Raw genomic sequence first — 17,261 nt, 5'->3', positions numbered from 1 at the left:
CCGCGCCCCCTGGTGACGTCCCAGGGTGGCGCCGCTTGCGCCGCACCCCGCGCATTGCCGCTGCCTACCTTCGAACAGAAGGAGGCCTCTCATGCGCGCGCTCGTGCCCGTCGCCACGCTTTTGCTGGCGGCAGGCTGTGTCACTGAATCGAAGCTGAAACCCTCCCTGGACGCCCAGGTCCTCCAGGGAGACAAGGACACCGCCATCGCGAAGTCCTCGGGGGTGACGCTGGTGGCGGATGGCGCCGCGTGGAAGGGCAGCCCTTCCAACCTGGAGCGCACCCTCACGCCCGTCTTTGTCCGCCTGGAGAACCAGAGCGGCAGGACGCTGCGCATCCGCTACGAGGACTTCTCGCTCGTCGGCACCGAGTCGCGCTTCAGCTACTCCGCGCTGCCGCCCTTCACCCTGCGACAGTCGATGGTGTCGTCCTCGTCGACGCAAGGGACGCTGGAGGGCACGGGCGGCTCGGGAAGCGGCTCGGTGTACATCGGCGCGGGACCCGGCTGGCGCTCCGGCTACGGCTACGGGCCGCGCGGCGGGTGGGGCAATCCCTTCTACCCGGGCTACGGCTGGGGGGGCTACCCGGGGCCCTACACGACCTACCAATGCGAGGAGCCCCTGCCCACGCGGGACATGCTCCAGAAGGCGCTGCCCGAAGGCACGCTGGCGGACGGTGGCACCGTGCAGGGCTTCATCTACTTCCAGGTCGTCACCGGCCGGGAGAACGGCGTCGTGCTCCGGGCCAACCCCGTGGACGCGAACAGCGGCGAGTCGCTGGGGACGCTCGACATCCCCTTCCAGGTGGGAAAGGGCTGAGCGCCTTCGCCGCGGGCCGCTCGTCAGTGAAGCAACATGTCGGCGCGAGAAGTCGCGCGCCGGTGGCCGTTGAGCAGCGAGGCCTCCTCGGGGACACCCAGCCGTCGGCGAACCTCCGAGCCGCGCATGGGGAGGCCGAAGAGCGGCCCCAGCACCACCAGGTCCAGGGACGCGGCGACCAGGGGCCCCAGTCCCAACAGGGCCACCGCGGCGCCCCGGGAGGTCCCGGCACGCAGCCCGCCCAACACCAGACAGGAGCCCGTCACGATACGCAGCCAACGTCCCGCTCGCGATGCCATGAAGCCGACGACCATGCGCACCTCCCCAGGGCGAAGATGGACACGCTCCGGCGAGCGACCACTGGCCCGGCTTCTTTGTCCGGACGCCAGCCGAGCACCCGGGCAGGCGCTTCCTCAGTGGAGCGCCGGGGCCTCCGACTCGACGGACGGGAGCGAGGCCTGCGCGGACCCGCGCGCTGCCTCACCCTGTCGTCGTGACGACAGCAGGGACTCCAGGGCGACCGCCGCGAAGTCGCGAGCCTCCTCGGGCGGACGCCGCTGCTCCAGCGCGCGGACCGCGGAGAGCTGCGCGCACGAAGACACCAGCGCCATGTGAGTGAAGGCCTGGGGGAAGTTGCCCAGCGCCTCACCGGTGACGGGCACGGCCTCCTCCGCGTACAGCCCCACGTCGTTGGCGAGGCCCAGGAGCCGCGACAGCAACGCCTCCGCCTCCTCCCATTTCCCCTCATGGGCCAGCACGTCCACCAGCCAGAAGGAGCACAGCAGGAAGGCGCCCTCTCCTCCCGACAGGCCATCCGGCGCGAGGTAGCGATACAGGAGCCCGCCCGACTCGAGTCGCTCGCGCACCTTCTGGACCGTGCCGCGCACCAGCGGATGCCCCAGGGGAAGAAAACCCAGCGCGGGAACCAGCAAGGTGGATGCATCCGCCGCGCTGGAGCCCCGGGCCTGGGGAAACCACCCGTCCACCGCGCACTCCATGAGGTAGCGCCGCAACTCCGCGCGCTCCCGAGCCCAGCGCACCAAGGGCGCCGGCAGGTTTCGCTCCCGCGCCAGGCGCAGTCCCCTGTCCAACGCCACCCAGCACAGGAGCTTCGAGTGGATGAAGTGCCGAGGCTCGTCCCGCATCTCCCACAGCCCCTGGTCCGGCTGTCGCCAGCGCCGACACACCTCCTCCACCAGTCCGGAGAGGAAGGCCCAGTTGGTGGGCGTCACCAGCCCGCCCGCGCGCGCGTACAGCCAGCTCGCCTCCAGGAGTTCACCCGACACGTCGAGCTGGAGTTGTTTCGCCGCGCCATTGCCGATGCGCACCGGCCGCGAGCCCGCGTGTCCGGCCAGGTGGCTCAACTCCACCTCGGGCAGCAGGCGGTGGCCCTGGATGCCGTACATGATTTGCACGTCCTCCGCGCGCCCCGCGCTGGTGCGCCGCAACCAGTGTCGGAAGGCATCCGCCTCTTCGCGGTAGCCCGTCACCAGGAGCGAGATGAGCGTCAGTGACGCGTCCCGCAACCAGGTGAAGCGATAGTCCCAGTTGCGCGTGCCTCCCAGCTGCTCGGGCAGCGACGTGGTGGGCGCGGCCACGAGCGCTCCGGTGGGAGCGTACGTGAGGGCCTTCAGCGTGAGCGCCGAGCGTCGCACCGCCCTCAAGTGCGCGCCCTGGTACGAGCAGCGGCCAATCCACTGCCGCCAGAAGGTGAGCGTGTCCTCCAGGCGGCGATGGAAGTCGTGGAGGTCCGGCGCCTTCTCGGGCGCCCGCTCGACGAAGGACGGCGTCCACGCGGCTTCAATCCACGCCTCGTCTCCGGCGCGCAGCAACCAGCGGGCGCGCAGGGAGGACTCCTGCGCCATGAGGGGACGCGTGGACGACACCCACAGCGCGTCCGCGCCACCGACGACTTCAGCGGTGCGCCAGGACGTCAGCCGCACGCGAGGGGTGAAGGAGCCATACTCGAAGCGCGGAGCCACCACCACGCGCACGTGGACCTCGCCCGCGAGGCAGCGCACACGTCGCAGCAACGCATGCCGTGTACTCACGCTCGTGCCGCTGGAGGCGCCGCTGGCCGACACGGGCATGCAGTCGGTGACTTCCAGCACTCCGCGCGGCGTGGTGAAGGTGGTGGCCAGGACGTTGCTGTCCTCCACGTAGGTGCGCGTGGAGGTGAAGTGGCCCACCGGTGCCAGGCAGAAGCTGCCGCCCCGCTGCTCATCCAGGATGCGGCAGAAGACCGAGGGCGCATCGAAGCGAGGGAAGCAGGCCCAGTCGATGGAGCCATCCAGTCCCACCAGCGCCGCGGAATGACAGTCACCCAGGAGGGCATAGTCGGCGATGCGTCGCATCCACGCTCCCTTCCCGGGAAGGCTCATCCTGTTTCAACCAACACCCTTCACCGATGGGGACGGGCGAGCGCGAGCGCAACCGGAGGCTCGCGAGCGGACGCATTCCCCATGGGATGCGCCGGTCGCCTGCCTCCTCCGGCGCGCGTCATCACCCGCACGGCCGGGCGCCGAGTCGCGGGGGCAGCCGTCTCCCGCAAAGTCCCCGAGGGGCCGTTTCACCGTGCGGGTGCTGCGGGAGACGAACTCACTCCCCAGCTTCGCGCGGAGGGGCCTTTCCCACGCGCGCCCCCAGGGAGCTCCCATGTTCAGCCGAGCGGAGATTCACAAGGGAATGAAGGTCCGCGGCAATGATGGCCATGCCATCGGCCGCATCATCGACATCACCGAGAAGGAGCTCATCGTGGAGAAGGGCCTGCTTCGGCGACACGACTTCGCGGTGTCCTTCGACGACGTGACAGAGGTCCTCCACGGGGAGGTGGTGTTGCGCCATGGACGCGACAGCCTCTTCTCCGCGCCCCGCGAGGTGCCCCCCGTCGAGCACTGAGCCCTCTGTCACTCCGCGCTCGCGGCCCCGGGAGCGGCGGTCGTCAGCGGGACGTCATTCCAGCCCGCGCGAGCCTCCGCGTCGCGCGCCGCGCGCCGGCCTGTCTCCACGTCCACGCGCCACAACACCGCCGCGCCCGCGCCGAAGAAGGCGAGCAGGGACAGCACCGCCAGGCGACTGGAGCCCGTCAACTCCACCGTGGCCGCGAACACCAGCGGGCCCGCCACCGCCGTCACCTTCTCGAAGACGCTGAACAGGCCGAACATCTCCCCCGCGCGGTGCCGGGGAATCAGCTGCGCGAACAGCGAGCGGCTCAGCGCCTGGCTGCCGCCCTGCACCATGCCCACCAGCAGCGCGAGCGCGAAGAAGTGCGCGGGCGAGCTCATGAAGTAGCCCAGGAACGTCACCACCACGTACACCGCCAGCGCGAACATCAGCGCCGGCTTCGCGCCGACCTTCGACGCCGCCCGGCCGAACAGCACCGCGCACGGCACGCCCACCGCCTGCGTCAGCAGGAGCGCCCCCATCAGCGCGCCCTGGCCGATTCCCAGCTCCGTCCCATACAGCGTGGACAGGCGGATGATGGTGCCGATGCCGTCGCTGTAGAGCAGATACGCCACCAGCAGCAGCATCGCCTGTCGGTACTTCCGCAGCGTGCGCAGCGTCTCCGCGAGCTGGGAGAAGACGCCGGTGAGCGACAGTCGGGGCGGGGGCGCGCCACTCTGGGGGCGAGGCTCGGGGACGCGCAGGAACAGCGGCACCGAGAACGCGCCCCACCACAGCGCCACCGTCACGAAGGACACGCGCGAGGCCGCCGCCGCGTTCGGCAGTCCGAACCAGCCGGGCTTCACCAGCAACACGAGCTGCGCGGCCAGGAGCAGCCCGCCTCCCAGATAGCCCAGCGCGTAGCCCGCGGTGGACACCCGGTCCAACTCCTCGTCCTTGGCGATGTGGCGAAGCAGCGCGTCGGAGAAGACGATGCTGCCCGTCACCCCCACGTTGCCCACGCCGAAGCACACCAGCGCCCAGACCCAGTCACCCTGCCCCACGCCCGCGAGTCCCAGCGTGGACAAGAGCCCCAGCGTCAGGAACACGCCCAGCAGCGTCTTGAGCCGGCCCGCCCTGTCGCTCAGCGCGCCCAGCACCGGCGACAGCACCGCCACCGTGCCCAGCGCCACGGCGGTGACGGCGGCGAAGCGGCTGGTGGCCACCTCGCGCTCCAGCCCCTTCGACGCGACGGAGGCGTAATAGATGGGGAACACCACCGCGATGACGGTGGTGACATAGGCGGAGTTCGCCCAGTCATACATCGCCCACGCGCGCAGCTCCGGCCGCGTGAGCCCCAGCCGCGACATGAGCGAGTCCCAGACCCTCATGCGCCGAAGTCCATGCCGTGGATGGTGTCATCTCCCTGCGCGGCTTGGAACACGTGCCACGCGGCGGCCAGGTCCTGGAAGGGCAACCCCACCGCGCCGAACACCGTCACCTCGTCCGGAGAGGTCCTCCCCGGCTTCAGTCCGGCGAGCACCTCGCCCAGCTCCGCGTGGATGGCGTCCTCGCCCAGCCCCACGTTGCCCACCGCGCCGCTCGCGACGGACAGGCCCCGGTGGTCGCAGATGAAGCGCGCCTGCCGCAAGAGCTCCGCGGAGACCTCCGCCTTGCCCGGCTCGTCCGCGCCCAGCGTGGTGATGTGCGTGCCCGGCCTCACCATGCCGGCGTGGAGGAAGGGCTGACGGCTCCACGTCGCGGCGATGACGATGTCCGCGTCCTCCACCGCCTCCGCCACCGAATCCGCGGGCCGCACCGGCAGGTTCAGCTCCTGATACATCCGCGTGGCGAAGGCGAAGGCGCGCGTGGGGTCCGTGTCGTGGACGCGCACGTGGGACAGCGAGCGCACCAGTCGCAGCGACTTGAGTTGCATCACCGCCTGCGCGCCCGCGCCGATGATGGCCACGCGGCTCGCGTCCTCCCGCGCCAGCACGTCCGCCGCCAGCGCGCCCATCACCCCCGTGCGCACCGCCGTCAGGTGTCCGGAGTCCATCACCGCCAGCAGCTCGCCAGTGACGAGGTCGTTCAGGTGCACCACGCCCTGGATGGCGGGCGTCCGCGCGGGGAACTTCGCGTGCACCTTCACCGTGTACGCGGGGATGCCGGGCAGACAGCCGGGGAGCATCGCCAGCGCGGTGCCCTCGGCGTGCAGCGGCGCGCGCACGCGCTGGGGCGCCACGGTGCGAGCCAGGGCGTCGGTACGGAAGGCCTCTCGCAAATCCTCCAACAGGGTGAGCGCCTGGAGGTTGCGAGACACATCGGAGCGGGTCAACAGGAGGGTGCGCATCTGCGGCCCACCCTAACCGAGCGCGTGCGCTCCGCCAGCCCTCGACTTCGCCCCCGGGGGCCAAGCGATTGACGGTGGACGGACGCACACCTCGTCCAGCGGGGAGCGACGAACGACTCCGGCGAGCGCCGCGCGGTCCCCTCGGACGACGAGGGTCCGGAGTGGCCCTCGGGTCCGCGTCTCCCGCCAAATCGGAGGCTCGGACATACATACAACTGCCCACGTGCCCACATTGAAGACGGGGACGGCACGGGCGGGCGGGGCCTCAGGAGGTCGGTGATGCTGGAGCCGGAAACACGCTCCACGAAGCGCGATGAGCCCGAGCGGGAAACACCGCTCAGGGCATCGGACTTCCTGCGCGCGAATCGAGAGGAGCTCCTGACGGAATGGGAGCACGCGATGCACGCGCTGCACATCGGCGTGCGGGAGAAGCCCTCGTGGCTCCTGGACCACATGCCAGGACTGCTCCTCGCGCTGGCGGACACGCTGGAGCAGGGGGACCAGGGCGCCGACCTCGCGCTGGCAGACGAGCACGCGCTGGTGAGGCTGGACCAGGGCTTCGACCTGGGCGAGGTGGTGTCCGAGTTCGCGCTCCTGCGCAAGTGCGTCCTCCGGCGACTGGAGGCGTGGCCCCAGCCCCTGGCTCCTGGAGAGCTGGAGCGCCTGGAAGGCGTGTTGGACCGGACGGTGGTGCGCACGGTGCAGCGCTTCGCGGAGGAGCGGCAGCGGAGCCTCCAGGCCCTGGACCGCATGGCGCAGGCCACGCTGGACGGCCCTCCCGTGGACGTGCTCCTCGCGCGCCTGCTCAACGTGGTGATGGAGTCGACGCTCTCGGTGGATGCCGCGGGCGTGTTGATGCTGGAGGGCACTCAGCTGGTGGTGCGCGCCGCGGTGGGGCTGGGCGGCGACACGGCCCTGGGCAGCTCGGTGGCCCTGGGCCAGGGCCTCGTGGGCGAGGTCGCCGTGAAGCGCGAGGCGATGGGGGTGCGCTCGGCCTCCACCGACGCGCGCGTGGTGTTGCCGGTGCTGCGCGAGGTGGGCCTGCTCGCCGTCTATGGCGTTCCCCTGGTGGAAGGCACGCGGCTGTTGGGCGTGGCGTATCTGGGCTCGCGCACGTCCTTCGGCTTCTCCGACGCGGACCTGCTGTTGTTTCGCACCATGTGTCAGCGCGCCGGCGCGTACATCCTCCAGGCGCGGCTGCAGGACCTGGAGCGCGACGCGCGCGTGGAGGCCCAGCGCTCGCTGGCGCTCTTGGACGCGCTCCTGGAGGCCACGCCCATGGGCATGGCCTACCTGGACCACGAGCTGCGCTACCTGCGCATCAACCAGACACTGGCGGACATCAATGGCTTCCCACCCGAGGACCACCTGGGCCGGACCTTCCGGCAGATGCAGCCCCCGGAGGTCGCCGACCTGATGGAGCCCCTGCTGTGGCGGGTGCTGCGGACGGGCGAGCCCCTGCAGGCCTTCGAGTTCGCCACGCCGCCCGCGCTGGTGCCCAAGAAGGGCCGGCACATCTGGCAGGTGACCTTCTATCCGGTGCGTGAGCCCACGGGCGCGGGGTTGCTGGGCATGGGCTGCGTCGTGGTGGACATCACCCAGCACAAGCAGGCGGAGGCCGCGCTCCAGCGGGCGGTGGACTTCCGGGAGCAGTTGCTCGCCGTGCTGGGGCATGACCTGCGCAATCCGCTCAACGCCATCAGCGCCTCCGCCTTCCAGCTCGCGCGCGCGGAGGACCTGGAGGCGCCAGAGCGCCGCGCGGTGGAGCGCATCCGCAAGTCCGCCGGGCGCATGGGACGCATGATTACGGACATCCTCGACTTCGCGCGCAGCAAGCTGGGCGAGGGCATCCCCGTCTCGCCCCAGCCGATGAACCTGGCGGACGTGTGTCAGGCGACGCTGGAGGAGCTCCAGGTGAGCCACCCGGGGCGTCCGCTGCTGTTCGAGTCCTCGGGAGACACGTCGGGCGACTGGGACCCGGACCGGGTGGCGCAGGTGCTGGGGAACCTCGTGTCCAACGCCCTCCAGCACGGCGGCGGCGACACGCCGGTGCACACCCACGTGCGCGGAGAGGCGCACGACGTGTTGCTGGAGGTCCACAACCGGGGCGAGCCCATTCCCCCGGAGCTGCTGCCGCGCATCTTCGACCCGTTCAAGACGCCAGTGGCGACGTCAGAGTCCACGTCGACGTACCAGAAGCAGCGCAGCCTGGGCCTGGGCCTCTTCATCGTCCACCAGATTGCCCGCGCGCACGGGGGCCGCGTGGAGGTGCGCTCCTCGGAGGAAGAGGGCACCACGTTCCGCGTGTACTGGCCTCGCGCGAAGGGCGCACTCCGGACGTAGCCGTCACTTCTCCGCGCTGGCGGCGGGCGTGAGGGCCAGCGTGTGGACGGCCTCCGCGAGCATGCGCGTGCCCAAATCCAGGCTCTGCAGCGAGATGGACTCGTCGGGCGCGTGGCCGGTGTACTCCTCGCCCGGGAAGCCGGGGCCGAAGTCCACGGCCCTGGGGAACAGGCGCGCGTAGGTGCCGCCGCGCACGGACGTCGCCTTCGCGTCCGGGACGTTCTTGTGGCGCTTGTAGATGTCCAGGAGCGTGGTGACGAGCGGCCCGGACGTGTCGGCCACGTGCGCGTCTCCCACGTAGCGCTCGCCTGCCTCCTTCACGCGGCCTCCGGAGTCCTGGCTCACGCGCGCCGCGGCATGGTCCAGCGAGGCATTGAACTCCACCGCGTCCTTCCCCCGGGGACGGCGCATGTTGACGCCCAGGCTCACCTTGCCATCCGCCACGCGCAGCACGGTGGGCGCGACGATGAGCGTCCCCATCAGCCCGTCATCCGAGTACACGAGCCCCAGCTTCTCTCCGTGGTGGTCGTGGTCGAAGCGCGTGGCCAGGACGTGCAGCATGGCGGCGATGCCGTTGTCCTCCATGAGCAGCAACGACGCGACACCGGACAGGCCCCACAGCGCGTTGTTTCCCTCGTCGGCGATGGAGGCATGCACCGCCTTGCCGTGGACGGTGAGCACCACCGCCCCACCCTCCTCCTTCACTTCCGCCTTCAGCCCGGGGCGCGTCTGCTGCTCATGGGCAACGGCGCTCCGGACGGTCTCCAGGGCAACGGCGAGCGAGCCCTCCTCACCGGGCAGGAGCTTCAGCGTGGCCGTGCCGGGCACCTGCGTGAGGAACTCGCCGGCCTTCACGTCCACCGGCCGCAGCGCGACCTTGGAGGACTTCCCAGCCGGCCCCACGGGCGCGACGAGGTTCCACGCGACGAAGCCGGACTGCGCGGCGACGACGGGGTAGCCCGAGTCCACGGAGATGACGTGCGTGGGCTTGGGCTCGGTGGCCGCGTACTTCGTCATGCCGGACCAGTCGCTCTCCTCGCCGTTGCCGACGATGACCAGCACCTTGCCCTGGGGCTTCAGCCCGAGCTTCTTCGCGAAGTCGAGCGCCACCAGCGCCGACGCGAGCGGCCCCTTGTCGTCCTCCACGCCCCGGCCGAACAGGCGGCCGTCCTGGACATAGGGCTCGAAGGGCGGGCGCTTCCACTCGTGCGCGGGTGCGGGGACCACGTCACCGTGGAAGACGAGGCCGAGCGTGGGCGCGCCCTCGCCCCAGGCAATCTCGAACACGTCGTTGCCGCCCACGGCGCGGTACGCCATCCCATGGGCCTTGGCCCACTTCTGGAGGAAGCGGCCCATGGCGGCGATGTCGGGGCTCTTCGCGGGCGGCACCTCGCTGCTGACCGTCTTGAAGCGCACCAACTGCCTGGTCAGCTCCACCACCTCATCGAGCGCACATGCCTGCACATACGCGGCATGACGCGCCTGGGCGGAGGCGCCCTTCATCTCCTGCTCGGAGAAGCGGCTGACGCGGCAGCGGGAGTCCGCGCCAGCAAGCGCGAGGGAGGGGACGAGACACAGCAAGGCCGTGGCGGTGGGGAGGTGCATGTGGGGGGAGACCCTATTTCAGCGGGGCAGGCGGTCCTACCCTGGCGGAGGGCCTGTGACCCCAACACCGCCTGTTTGGCCGCCTGCTCCTTCTAGGGGTGAAACCAGACGGGCGGGGGGCTATTCCTAGGGGCATGTTCTTCAACTCCACCAAGAAGCAGCGGATGCCGTCCCCGGCGGAGGCACTGCCGGGCCGTACGGAGGAGATGTCCGTTCCCACCAAGCACGAGGTGCTGGGCACACCGCTGAAGGGGCCTGTTCCGGAGGGCCACGAGGTCGCCATCTTCGGCCTGGGCTGCTTCTGGGGCGCCGAGCGCAAGTTCTGGCAGACGCCCGGCGTCTACAGCACGTCCGTGGGCTATGCGGGAGGCCTGACGCCCAACCCCACGTACCGCGAGGTGTGCAGCGGGATGACGGGCCACAACGAGGTGGTCCGCGTGGTGTTCGACCCGAAGAAGCTCAGCTACGAGCAACTGCTGCGCGTCTTCTGGGAGAGCCACAATCCGACGCAGGGCATGCGCCAGGGCAATGACGAGGGCACGCAGTACCGCTCCGGCATCTACACCACCAGCGAGGCCCAGAAGCGCACCGCCGAGGCCAGCCGGGACGCGTACCAGAAGGCGCTCACCGCGAAGGGGCTGGACACCATCACCACCGAAATCATCCCGGCGCCCGAGTACTACTTCGCCGAGGACTACCATCAGCAGTACCTGGAGAAGAACCCCGGCGGGTACTGCGGCCTGGGTGGCACGGGCGTGAGCTGCCCCATCGGCGTGGGCGTCAGCGCCTGAGCCGCGGGGCCGTGACGTAGAGCACCGGGAGGCACCTCACGTGCCTCCCGGGTCCCGCGCTTGAGCCGTCCTAGCGCGTCGGCAGCTCGCGGAACGTGATGCCGTCCAGCTCCAGGCGGCGCACGACGTCCACGAAGCGTTCCGTGCCGATGACCATCGTGGCGAAGTTGCCCACTCGGAACAGGTCCAGCTCCAGGGGCAGGGATGCCGCGTCGAGGAGGGGTTCCTCGGGCCACCTGAACGATTGTCGGTCGCAGGTCGGGCACGGCGGGGGCACGCCAGGGGGAATGCAGTCTGGGTGCAGTCGCCCATGCGGTTCAATCTGGAGCTCCAGCAACTCGGGCTGGTTCTTCTTGCGGAACTGAAGGTCCGTGCGGCAACCCATGAGCCCGCGCACTCCCTCCGCCTGGAGACGCTCCAGCGCACCGCCCCGCATCAGAAGCTGGATTCGTCCCAGCCAGGCAATGGGGCCCAATTCCCCAACGGCGCGTCCCTTCAACGGGCCGAAGTTCGTTCCCGGCGGCAGCGCGGAATTCCTCGGTGCACGGGGCCGCACCAGCTCACGCAGTCGAACGAACTCGGAGAAGGGCTCAGGTCTGGGCTTCTCGAACTCGTGACGCTCCGGAAGTTCGGAGAGGTCGACGGACGGGTAGTCGTGCCCCACGTCGCTCCATGTGGCGCCGCACGCATGGCACCGCACGCCGGGAAGGCCCCACGTGTGACTCGCGTCGATGTAGCCACCATGCTTCTCGGCGGTTTCTCTGTCCTCGCCCAACAGGAAAAACTGGCTCATTCGCGCCTACGCTCCTGGACGAGAATAGTACGGCTGAATGGGGCCACCGATGAGTTCGAACCGGTGAATCAGCTCCCCTGCGTGCCGGAAAATCTCCGCCGGGGAGGCCCTGGGATTGGTTTGCACGAACGCTCTCCATGCGTCGTTCCATTCCCCTCCACGCCCGGTGCCGTCATGTATCCGCCGATGGACGGAAAGAGGAATGGGCATTGTGTAGTCATGTATCTTCACGCCCTGGCGGTCGAACCACCGCGCGAGGTCTTCGGATTGGGGAAAGATGTGGTGCTTTTCCCAACGCCCACGCGTGAGCTGGCGTGAAGGCGGGATGACCTTCTCAGGGGCGCCGTTCCAGTTGGGGAACGTCATCACCGCGCCCTTGGGCAGATTCTGTGCTCCACCCCAATTCCTCCGAGGCCCGCTGCCCGGTGCCGCGGCAGCCGCTGGCGGGCGCGAGGGTGGGAAGCGCGCGAGTTCGATTTCTCCGGGAACGTCCTCGCAGAGATAGAAACCGCAGGCGTCACCCAGACACAGCAGGGAGACACACCGGTCCTCCTCGTGGGCGGTGCATTCCACCTCCGCCTCTTCCCATGCCGTTTGCACCGGGGGCCTGGCGACGGTGGAACAGCCCAGCTTGGCCACGGCGAACAGCGCAATCCAGAACGTCTGAAGGGTTCGCATAGGCAGCAAGGCCTACCACTCCAGTCTGTCGCGGCGCGGCCCTGCCACCGTTGGCACCGAAGGCCGATGAGTTCCGCGCGTGGGTGGAGTCACGCACGCCCGAAGTCGCCGCGTGGGCGAAGCGGCACGACACGCGCGAGCCCCAGCTCGAAGCACCCCATGTCGACAACGCAACGCGGCACCCGCGTAACCTGATGAAACTTCAACACGGCGCCCGAGGCACCGCCCGCACGCTTTCCACGACTTGCCGCGTTATCGGTCCTTGGTTTGACTTTCTTTGCCGTCCGAAGAAATAGAATCGTGGCTTGAAAGGAAAGGACCGCTCGGACGCAGCACCGTCTCGGTATGCGCTGGCTCACCCCCTCCCCTACTTTCTCCAGCGGCCCGCTTTTCGTCCCCATGCGATTACCAACCCCTCTTGTGCAGGCCACGCACCGTGTCAGGAGTCTCCTGACGCGGGCGTGCGCGGTGGCAGTAGCAGTGGGTGTGATGGCGTTCGGCTCGGACGCGAACGCCCAGGCCGGAAACATCGCCCTCAACCGGCCGACAGTGACGTCCTCCTCGCAGGAGGGCATCACGGGCAACTACGCGGTGGATGGAGATGGAGGCACCCGGTGGGGCAGCCTCTTCACCGCGAACGAGTGGATCTACGTCGACCTGGGCGCGAGCACCACCATCAGTCGCGTGGTGCTCACGTGGGAGACGGCGTACGCCATCGGCTACAAAGTCCAGACGTCACCCGACGCGGCGACCTGGACGGACATCCGCACCATCACCGACGGTGACGGCGGGGTGGATGACCTGACGGTATCTGGCACCGGTCGCTACATCCGCATCCTCGGCACGGTGCGCGGCGCGGTGGACTACGGCTATTCGCTGTGGGAGTTCGCCGTCTACAGCGGCACGACCGCCACCGGCGACCTGGCCAAGAACCGTCCCGCCACGGCCTCCACCGTGGAGGGCAACGCGGCCCACCTCACGCCGGGCTACGCGGTGGACGGCAACACGACGACGCGCTGGTCCTCGGACCCGCTGGATGGCCAGTGGATTCGCGTGGACCTGGGCTCGGCCAAGACGCTCGGCAAGGTGGTGCTGAACTGGGAAGGCGCCTATCCGTCGAGCTACGCGATTGAAGGCTCGACGAATGACTCCACCTGGTCTCCGCTCGCGACGAACGTCACCGACGGCGCGCCGGGCCGACGCGAAGTCACCGTGTCCGGCTCCGCTCGCTACGTGCGCATCCGGAGCATCACCCGAGGCACGGGCTACGGAATCTCCCTCTGGGACTTCGAGGTGTACGCGCCCGGTGAAGGACCGCAGGAGCCGCCGCCGCAGACGACGAACCAGACCATCAAGCTGATGTTCCCGGAGCTGGCGTACGCGAAAATCAACGTCTCGCCCGCCCCCATCAGCGTCACGCCCACGCCCGAGGAAGGCAACACCACGCCGTCGGTGCGCAACCCGCCCGGGCCCTTCACCTACAACCTGACCTTCGCGCCCAACACGACGATTACCCTCTCCAAGAACCAGTTCTCGCCCACCGCGCCCAACACGGACATCCGGCTGGCGGTGACGACGTCCAGCGGCACGGTGCTGCGCGGCCAGAGCGTCACCTCGCTCGCGGTGCAGGGCGCCGAGTGGAAGGTCGAAATCTTCACCACGGGCGGGCCTCCGGACGGCAGAGACCGCACCATCATCCCGGACCCGTACCAGGCCCCCGCGCCTCCCGCCATCGCCGGTGCGTTCGCCGTCGTGGCTCCGGCCAACAACGCCATGGTGACGAACACCCGCCGTCCCACGTTCCAGTGGGCCGCCGTCGCGGGCGCGGCCAACTACAAGCTGTATCTGAACATCAGCCGCGTCGACTACGACTGGATGGCCGCCGGCAGCCTGCTGGACCGCTACACGCTGATGACCACGACGACGGGCACGTCCTTCACCCTGACGCAGGACCTGCCGGACCGCTGGACGTACAAGTGGTACGTCGTGGCCACGCAGGGCAGCGGCGCCACCAGTCGCTCGGACCTGCGCCAGTTCAGCGTGTACCTGCCGGTAGTCGAGACGGCGGCGGACGGCGTCGCGCTCATCAACGGCATGCGCGACTTGAACAAGAACGGCGTCATCGACCCGTACGAGGACTGGCACAACCCCATCGCCACCCGCGTCAACGACCTGATGGCTCGCATGACGACGCGCGAGAAGGCGCTCCAGATGTTCTACGAGGCCAAGACGTTCCCCGAGGCGGGCTTCACCATGGGCCCCCTGAGCCCGGAGGACATCGTCAGCTTCCAGCGCGCCTCCGCGGGCACGCGGCTGGGAATCCCCAACGTCGACGCGGGTGACTCCATCCACGGCTACAAGACGAGCTGGCCCACGCAGCCGGCGCTGGCCGCCTCTCGCGACTTGGACACCGTCTACGAGCTGGGTGACATGCAGCGCCGCGAGCAGCTCGCGGTGGGCAGCCGAGGCACCCTGTCGCCGCTGGCGGAGGTGGGCACCAAGGTCCTCTATCCGCGAATCCAGGAGGGCAACGGCGAGGACGCGGACCTGTCGGCGGGCCTCACCCGCGCGCTCATCGCGGGCCTGCAGGGCGGCCCCGAGGTGAACCCGCACTCCATCTGGGTCACCACCAAGCACTGGCCCGGCCAGGGCGCGGGCGGCGAGGCCGGCATCACCTATGACGGCACCACCATCCACTACCACATGCGTCCGTGGCACGCGGCGCTGGAGGCGGGCACCAGCGGCATCATGCCCGGCTACGCGGGGAGCTGGCTGTTGGGCCCGGAGGGCTACGGCGCCGGTGACAGCGTGGGCATCCTCAACTACCTGCGCGTGAATCTCGGCTACCAGGGCGTCATCTGTTCGGACTGGCTGCCGTCGGGTGCGTGGACGCGCTCGGCGACGGCGGGCTCGGACGTCATGGGCGGGGCGAACCCCGCGCAGATGGGCGACTTCGAGACGGCGGTGCCCATCGCTCGCATCAACGACTCCGTGCGCCGGATTCTCGACCTCAAATTCCGCCTGGGCATCTTCGAGGACCCGTATCGCAGGGGCCTCGCGGGCACGTCCGAGTGGCACACGGCGGACCACAAGGCGCTGGCGCGGCGCGCGGCGCAGAACGCGCTGACGCTCTTGAAGAACGACGGCGCGCTGCCGCTGCGGCTGGGCGCGGGCTCGAGCATCGTCATCGCGGGGCCTTGCGCGGATTCGGGCCCCTGCATGGTGACGTGGCGGTCGGACTTCCACGGCACGGAGTTCGGGGACCTGACCATCTACCAGGCCATCAAGCAGCGCGCCGAGGCGGCCGGCATCACCGTCTACAAGGACAACGCTCCGGCGGGAGTCACGCCCAACGCGGCCATCGTCGTGGTGGGCGAGAGCTACTTCACCCACGGCACCGAGTGGGACAAGGAGAAGCCCTACCTGCCGGGAGACCCGATTGGCCCGGCGCATGATGCCAAGTGGGGCAACCAGTACGGCCTCATCACCGGCTTCCGCGCGCGCAACATCCCCACGACGACGGTGCTCATCCTGCCGCGTCCGTACATCCTCACCAACGTCGTCCCGCAGACCAACGCGCTGCTGGCGGCGTACCGGCCTGGCGACTCGGGAGGCCCGGCCGTGGCGGACATCCTCTTCGGCGACGTGTTCCCTCGAGGCAAGCTGCCGTGGCAGTTGCCGCGAGGCATGGACCAGATTGGCACCGACGTGGAGAACAACCAGTTGGAGCAGTGGGACCTGCCGTTCGACCTGGGCGCCACCGCCGCCGAGCGGGCGACCATCAAGTCCCGCATTGCCCAGGGCCTGCCGATTCTTCCCATCTACGGCAACCCGCTGTTCCAGTACGGCGCGGGCATCCAGGGCTTCGGGTTGACGGACGCGACGCCGCCCACGGCCTTCACGTTGCTGACGCCGGCGCCGGGCTCCACCATCACCACGCGACCGAACTTCACGTGGACGGCGAGCAGCGACCCGCAGACGGGCATCCACCGCTACGAGGTGTTCCTGGACGGCAGCCCCTTCCCCGTCGCCACGACGCGCACGAACTCCGCGCCCGTCATCAACGCGGCGCTGGGCAACGGCGCGCACACGTGGTTCGTGAGGGCCTACAACTGGGCGGGTGGTGTCACGCAGTCCGCCACGGCGACCTTCACGCTGAATGACACGGCGCCTCCGGCGGCCTTCGCGGCGCTGGTGCCCGCGGCGGGCGCGGCGGTGCCGGGAGCGTCCACGACGTTCATCTGGGAGCAGACGACGGACGTGGGCGCGGGCGTGTCCAGGTACGTGCTCGTGGTGGACGGCGCGGACCGTACGCCGGATGTCACGCCGAAGGCCTACGTGGGCCCGACGACGAACCTGGCGCTGGGGAAGAACGTCTCCGCGACGTCCTCGGAGTTCGGCAGCCCCAACGACGCGGTGGACGGCAACATCACCGCCACGCGCTGGTCCAGCCGGAACGACGTGGCCAATCCCGACACGGAGTCCATCACCGTGGACCTGGGCGGGGTGTACTCCATCAAGCGGGTGAACCTGTACTGGGAGGCGGCGTTTGGAAGGCAGTACGCCATCGAGGCCTCCGTGGACGGAACGACGTGGAGGGCCGTGTACACCGAGGCCAACGGCAACGGCGCGCAGGATGACTTGCTCAACCTGAGCGGCGTGGGTCGCTACGTGCGCATGCGGGGCATCCAGCGCGCCACGGGCTACGGGTACTCGCTGTGGGAGTTCGAGGTGTACGGCGTCGGGACCGAGCAGACGACGCTGACGGGCCTGGCCACGGGCAGCCACACGTGGCGGGTGCGGGCGGTCGACGGAGCGAACAACAGCACGCTCTCCAGCGGCCCCATCACCTTCACCAAGTAGTTCGCCCGCACCGGGCAGAGGGGAAGACGGCGGCTGACCTCCCGTCCGTCTTCCCTTCGAGTCTCGGGGCCAACATGGGCCCCGGCATTCACAACACGGCTGGGCAATCCCTGACGGCGCGATGCCGTGGCGTCTTGT

Annotated in this window: 12 protein-coding genes; 5 read left to right on the top strand and 7 right to left on the bottom strand. The window is 69.6% G+C overall.

Annotated features, from left to right (window positions below; all coding sequences use genetic code 11):
* The first annotated feature begins 91 nt into the window (after nt 1-91).
* Nucleotides 92-817, top strand: coding sequence for a hypothetical protein (locus HUW62_RS09265; protein WP_176434213.1), 726 nt, complete (start codon nt 92-94; stop codon nt 815-817).
* A 23-nt stretch (nt 818-840) separates the two neighbouring features.
* On the opposite strand, the gene HUW62_RS09260 is transcribed toward HUW62_RS09265, so the two are convergent.
* Together HUW62_RS09260 and HUW62_RS09255 are read right to left on the bottom strand one after the other, a co-directional pair.
* Nucleotides 841-1,131: a hypothetical protein gene (locus HUW62_RS09260; RefSeq protein WP_240357063.1), complete on the bottom strand. Its 291-nt coding sequence runs from the start codon at nt 1,129-1,131 to the stop codon at nt 841-843.
* A 99-nt stretch (nt 1,132-1,230) separates the two neighbouring features.
* A complete protein-coding gene (locus HUW62_RS09255; protein WP_163869904.1) occupies nt 1,231-3,171 on the bottom strand; it encodes a glycoside hydrolase family 15 protein in 1,941 nt (646 codons plus the stop codon).
* 301 nt (nt 3,172-3,472) lie between these two features.
* Between HUW62_RS09255 and HUW62_RS09250 the strand changes: the two genes are divergently transcribed.
* Complete coding sequence (locus tag HUW62_RS09250; protein WP_163869903.1) at nt 3,473-3,715, top strand: hypothetical protein; 243 nt, start codon at nt 3,473-3,475, stop codon at nt 3,713-3,715.
* Nucleotides 3,716-3,723: 8 nt separating this feature from the next.
* On the opposite strand, the gene HUW62_RS09245 is transcribed toward HUW62_RS09250, so the two are convergent.
* Entirely contained in the window at nt 3,724-5,091 is a 1,368-nt protein-coding gene (locus HUW62_RS09245) for an MFS transporter (protein ID WP_163869902.1), read from the bottom strand.
* Nucleotides 5,088-6,050, bottom strand: coding sequence for an ornithine cyclodeaminase family protein (locus HUW62_RS09240; RefSeq protein WP_163869901.1), 963 nt, complete (start codon nt 6,048-6,050; stop codon nt 5,088-5,090). Before HUW62_RS09240 ends, HUW62_RS09245 begins: the two co-directional genes overlap by 4 nt.
* Before the next feature lie 279 nt (nt 6,051-6,329).
* Here HUW62_RS09240 and HUW62_RS09235 point away from each other — a divergent pair, with 279 nt between their 5' ends.
* Entirely contained in the window at nt 6,330-8,393 is a 2,064-nt protein-coding gene (locus HUW62_RS09235) for an ATP-binding protein (RefSeq protein ID WP_176434212.1), read from the top strand.
* 3 nt (nt 8,394-8,396) lie between these two features.
* Here the strand turns inward: HUW62_RS09235 and HUW62_RS09230 are convergent, their stop codons facing one another.
* Nucleotides 8,397-9,998 (bottom strand): Sapep family Mn(2+)-dependent dipeptidase, encoded by a 1,602-nt coding sequence (locus tag HUW62_RS09230; protein WP_176434211.1) that lies wholly within the window; start codon nt 9,996-9,998, stop codon nt 8,397-8,399.
* 134 nt (nt 9,999-10,132) lie between these two features.
* Between HUW62_RS09230 and msrA the strand changes: the two genes are divergently transcribed.
* The gene (gene msrA, locus HUW62_RS09225; protein WP_163869898.1) at nt 10,133-10,789 is read left to right on the top strand and encodes a peptide-methionine (S)-S-oxide reductase MsrA; all 657 of its coding nucleotides are present in this window, start codon (nt 10,133-10,135) and stop codon (nt 10,787-10,789) included.
* A 70-nt stretch (nt 10,790-10,859) separates the two neighbouring features.
* Here the strand turns inward: msrA and HUW62_RS09220 are convergent, their stop codons facing one another.
* Together HUW62_RS09220 and HUW62_RS09215 are read right to left on the bottom strand one after the other, a co-directional pair.
* On the bottom strand, nt 10,860-11,582 hold the full coding sequence (locus HUW62_RS09220; protein WP_176434210.1) for a double-CXXCG motif protein: 723 nt from the start codon (nt 11,580-11,582) through the stop codon (nt 10,860-10,862).
* A gap of 6 nt (nt 11,583-11,588) precedes the next feature.
* Complete coding sequence (locus HUW62_RS09215; protein WP_176434225.1) at nt 11,589-12,260, bottom strand: TIGR02269 family lipoprotein; 672 nt, start codon at nt 12,258-12,260, stop codon at nt 11,589-11,591.
* Nucleotides 12,261-12,749: 489 nt separating this feature from the next.
* Between HUW62_RS09215 and HUW62_RS09210 the strand changes: the two genes are divergently transcribed.
* Nucleotides 12,750-17,123: a discoidin domain-containing protein gene (locus tag HUW62_RS09210; RefSeq protein WP_255203326.1), complete on the top strand. Its 4,374-nt coding sequence runs from the start codon at nt 12,750-12,752 to the stop codon at nt 17,121-17,123.
* Nucleotides 17,124-17,261 lie beyond the last annotated feature (138 nt).

Source organism: Myxococcus sp. AM011, from assembly GCF_013372595.1.
Lineage (GTDB): Bacteria > Myxococcota > Myxococcia > Myxococcales > Myxococcaceae > Myxococcus > Myxococcus eversor.
Note: the sequence above shows the minus strand (reverse complement) of the source record. Positions and strands in the feature narration are given on the sequence as shown.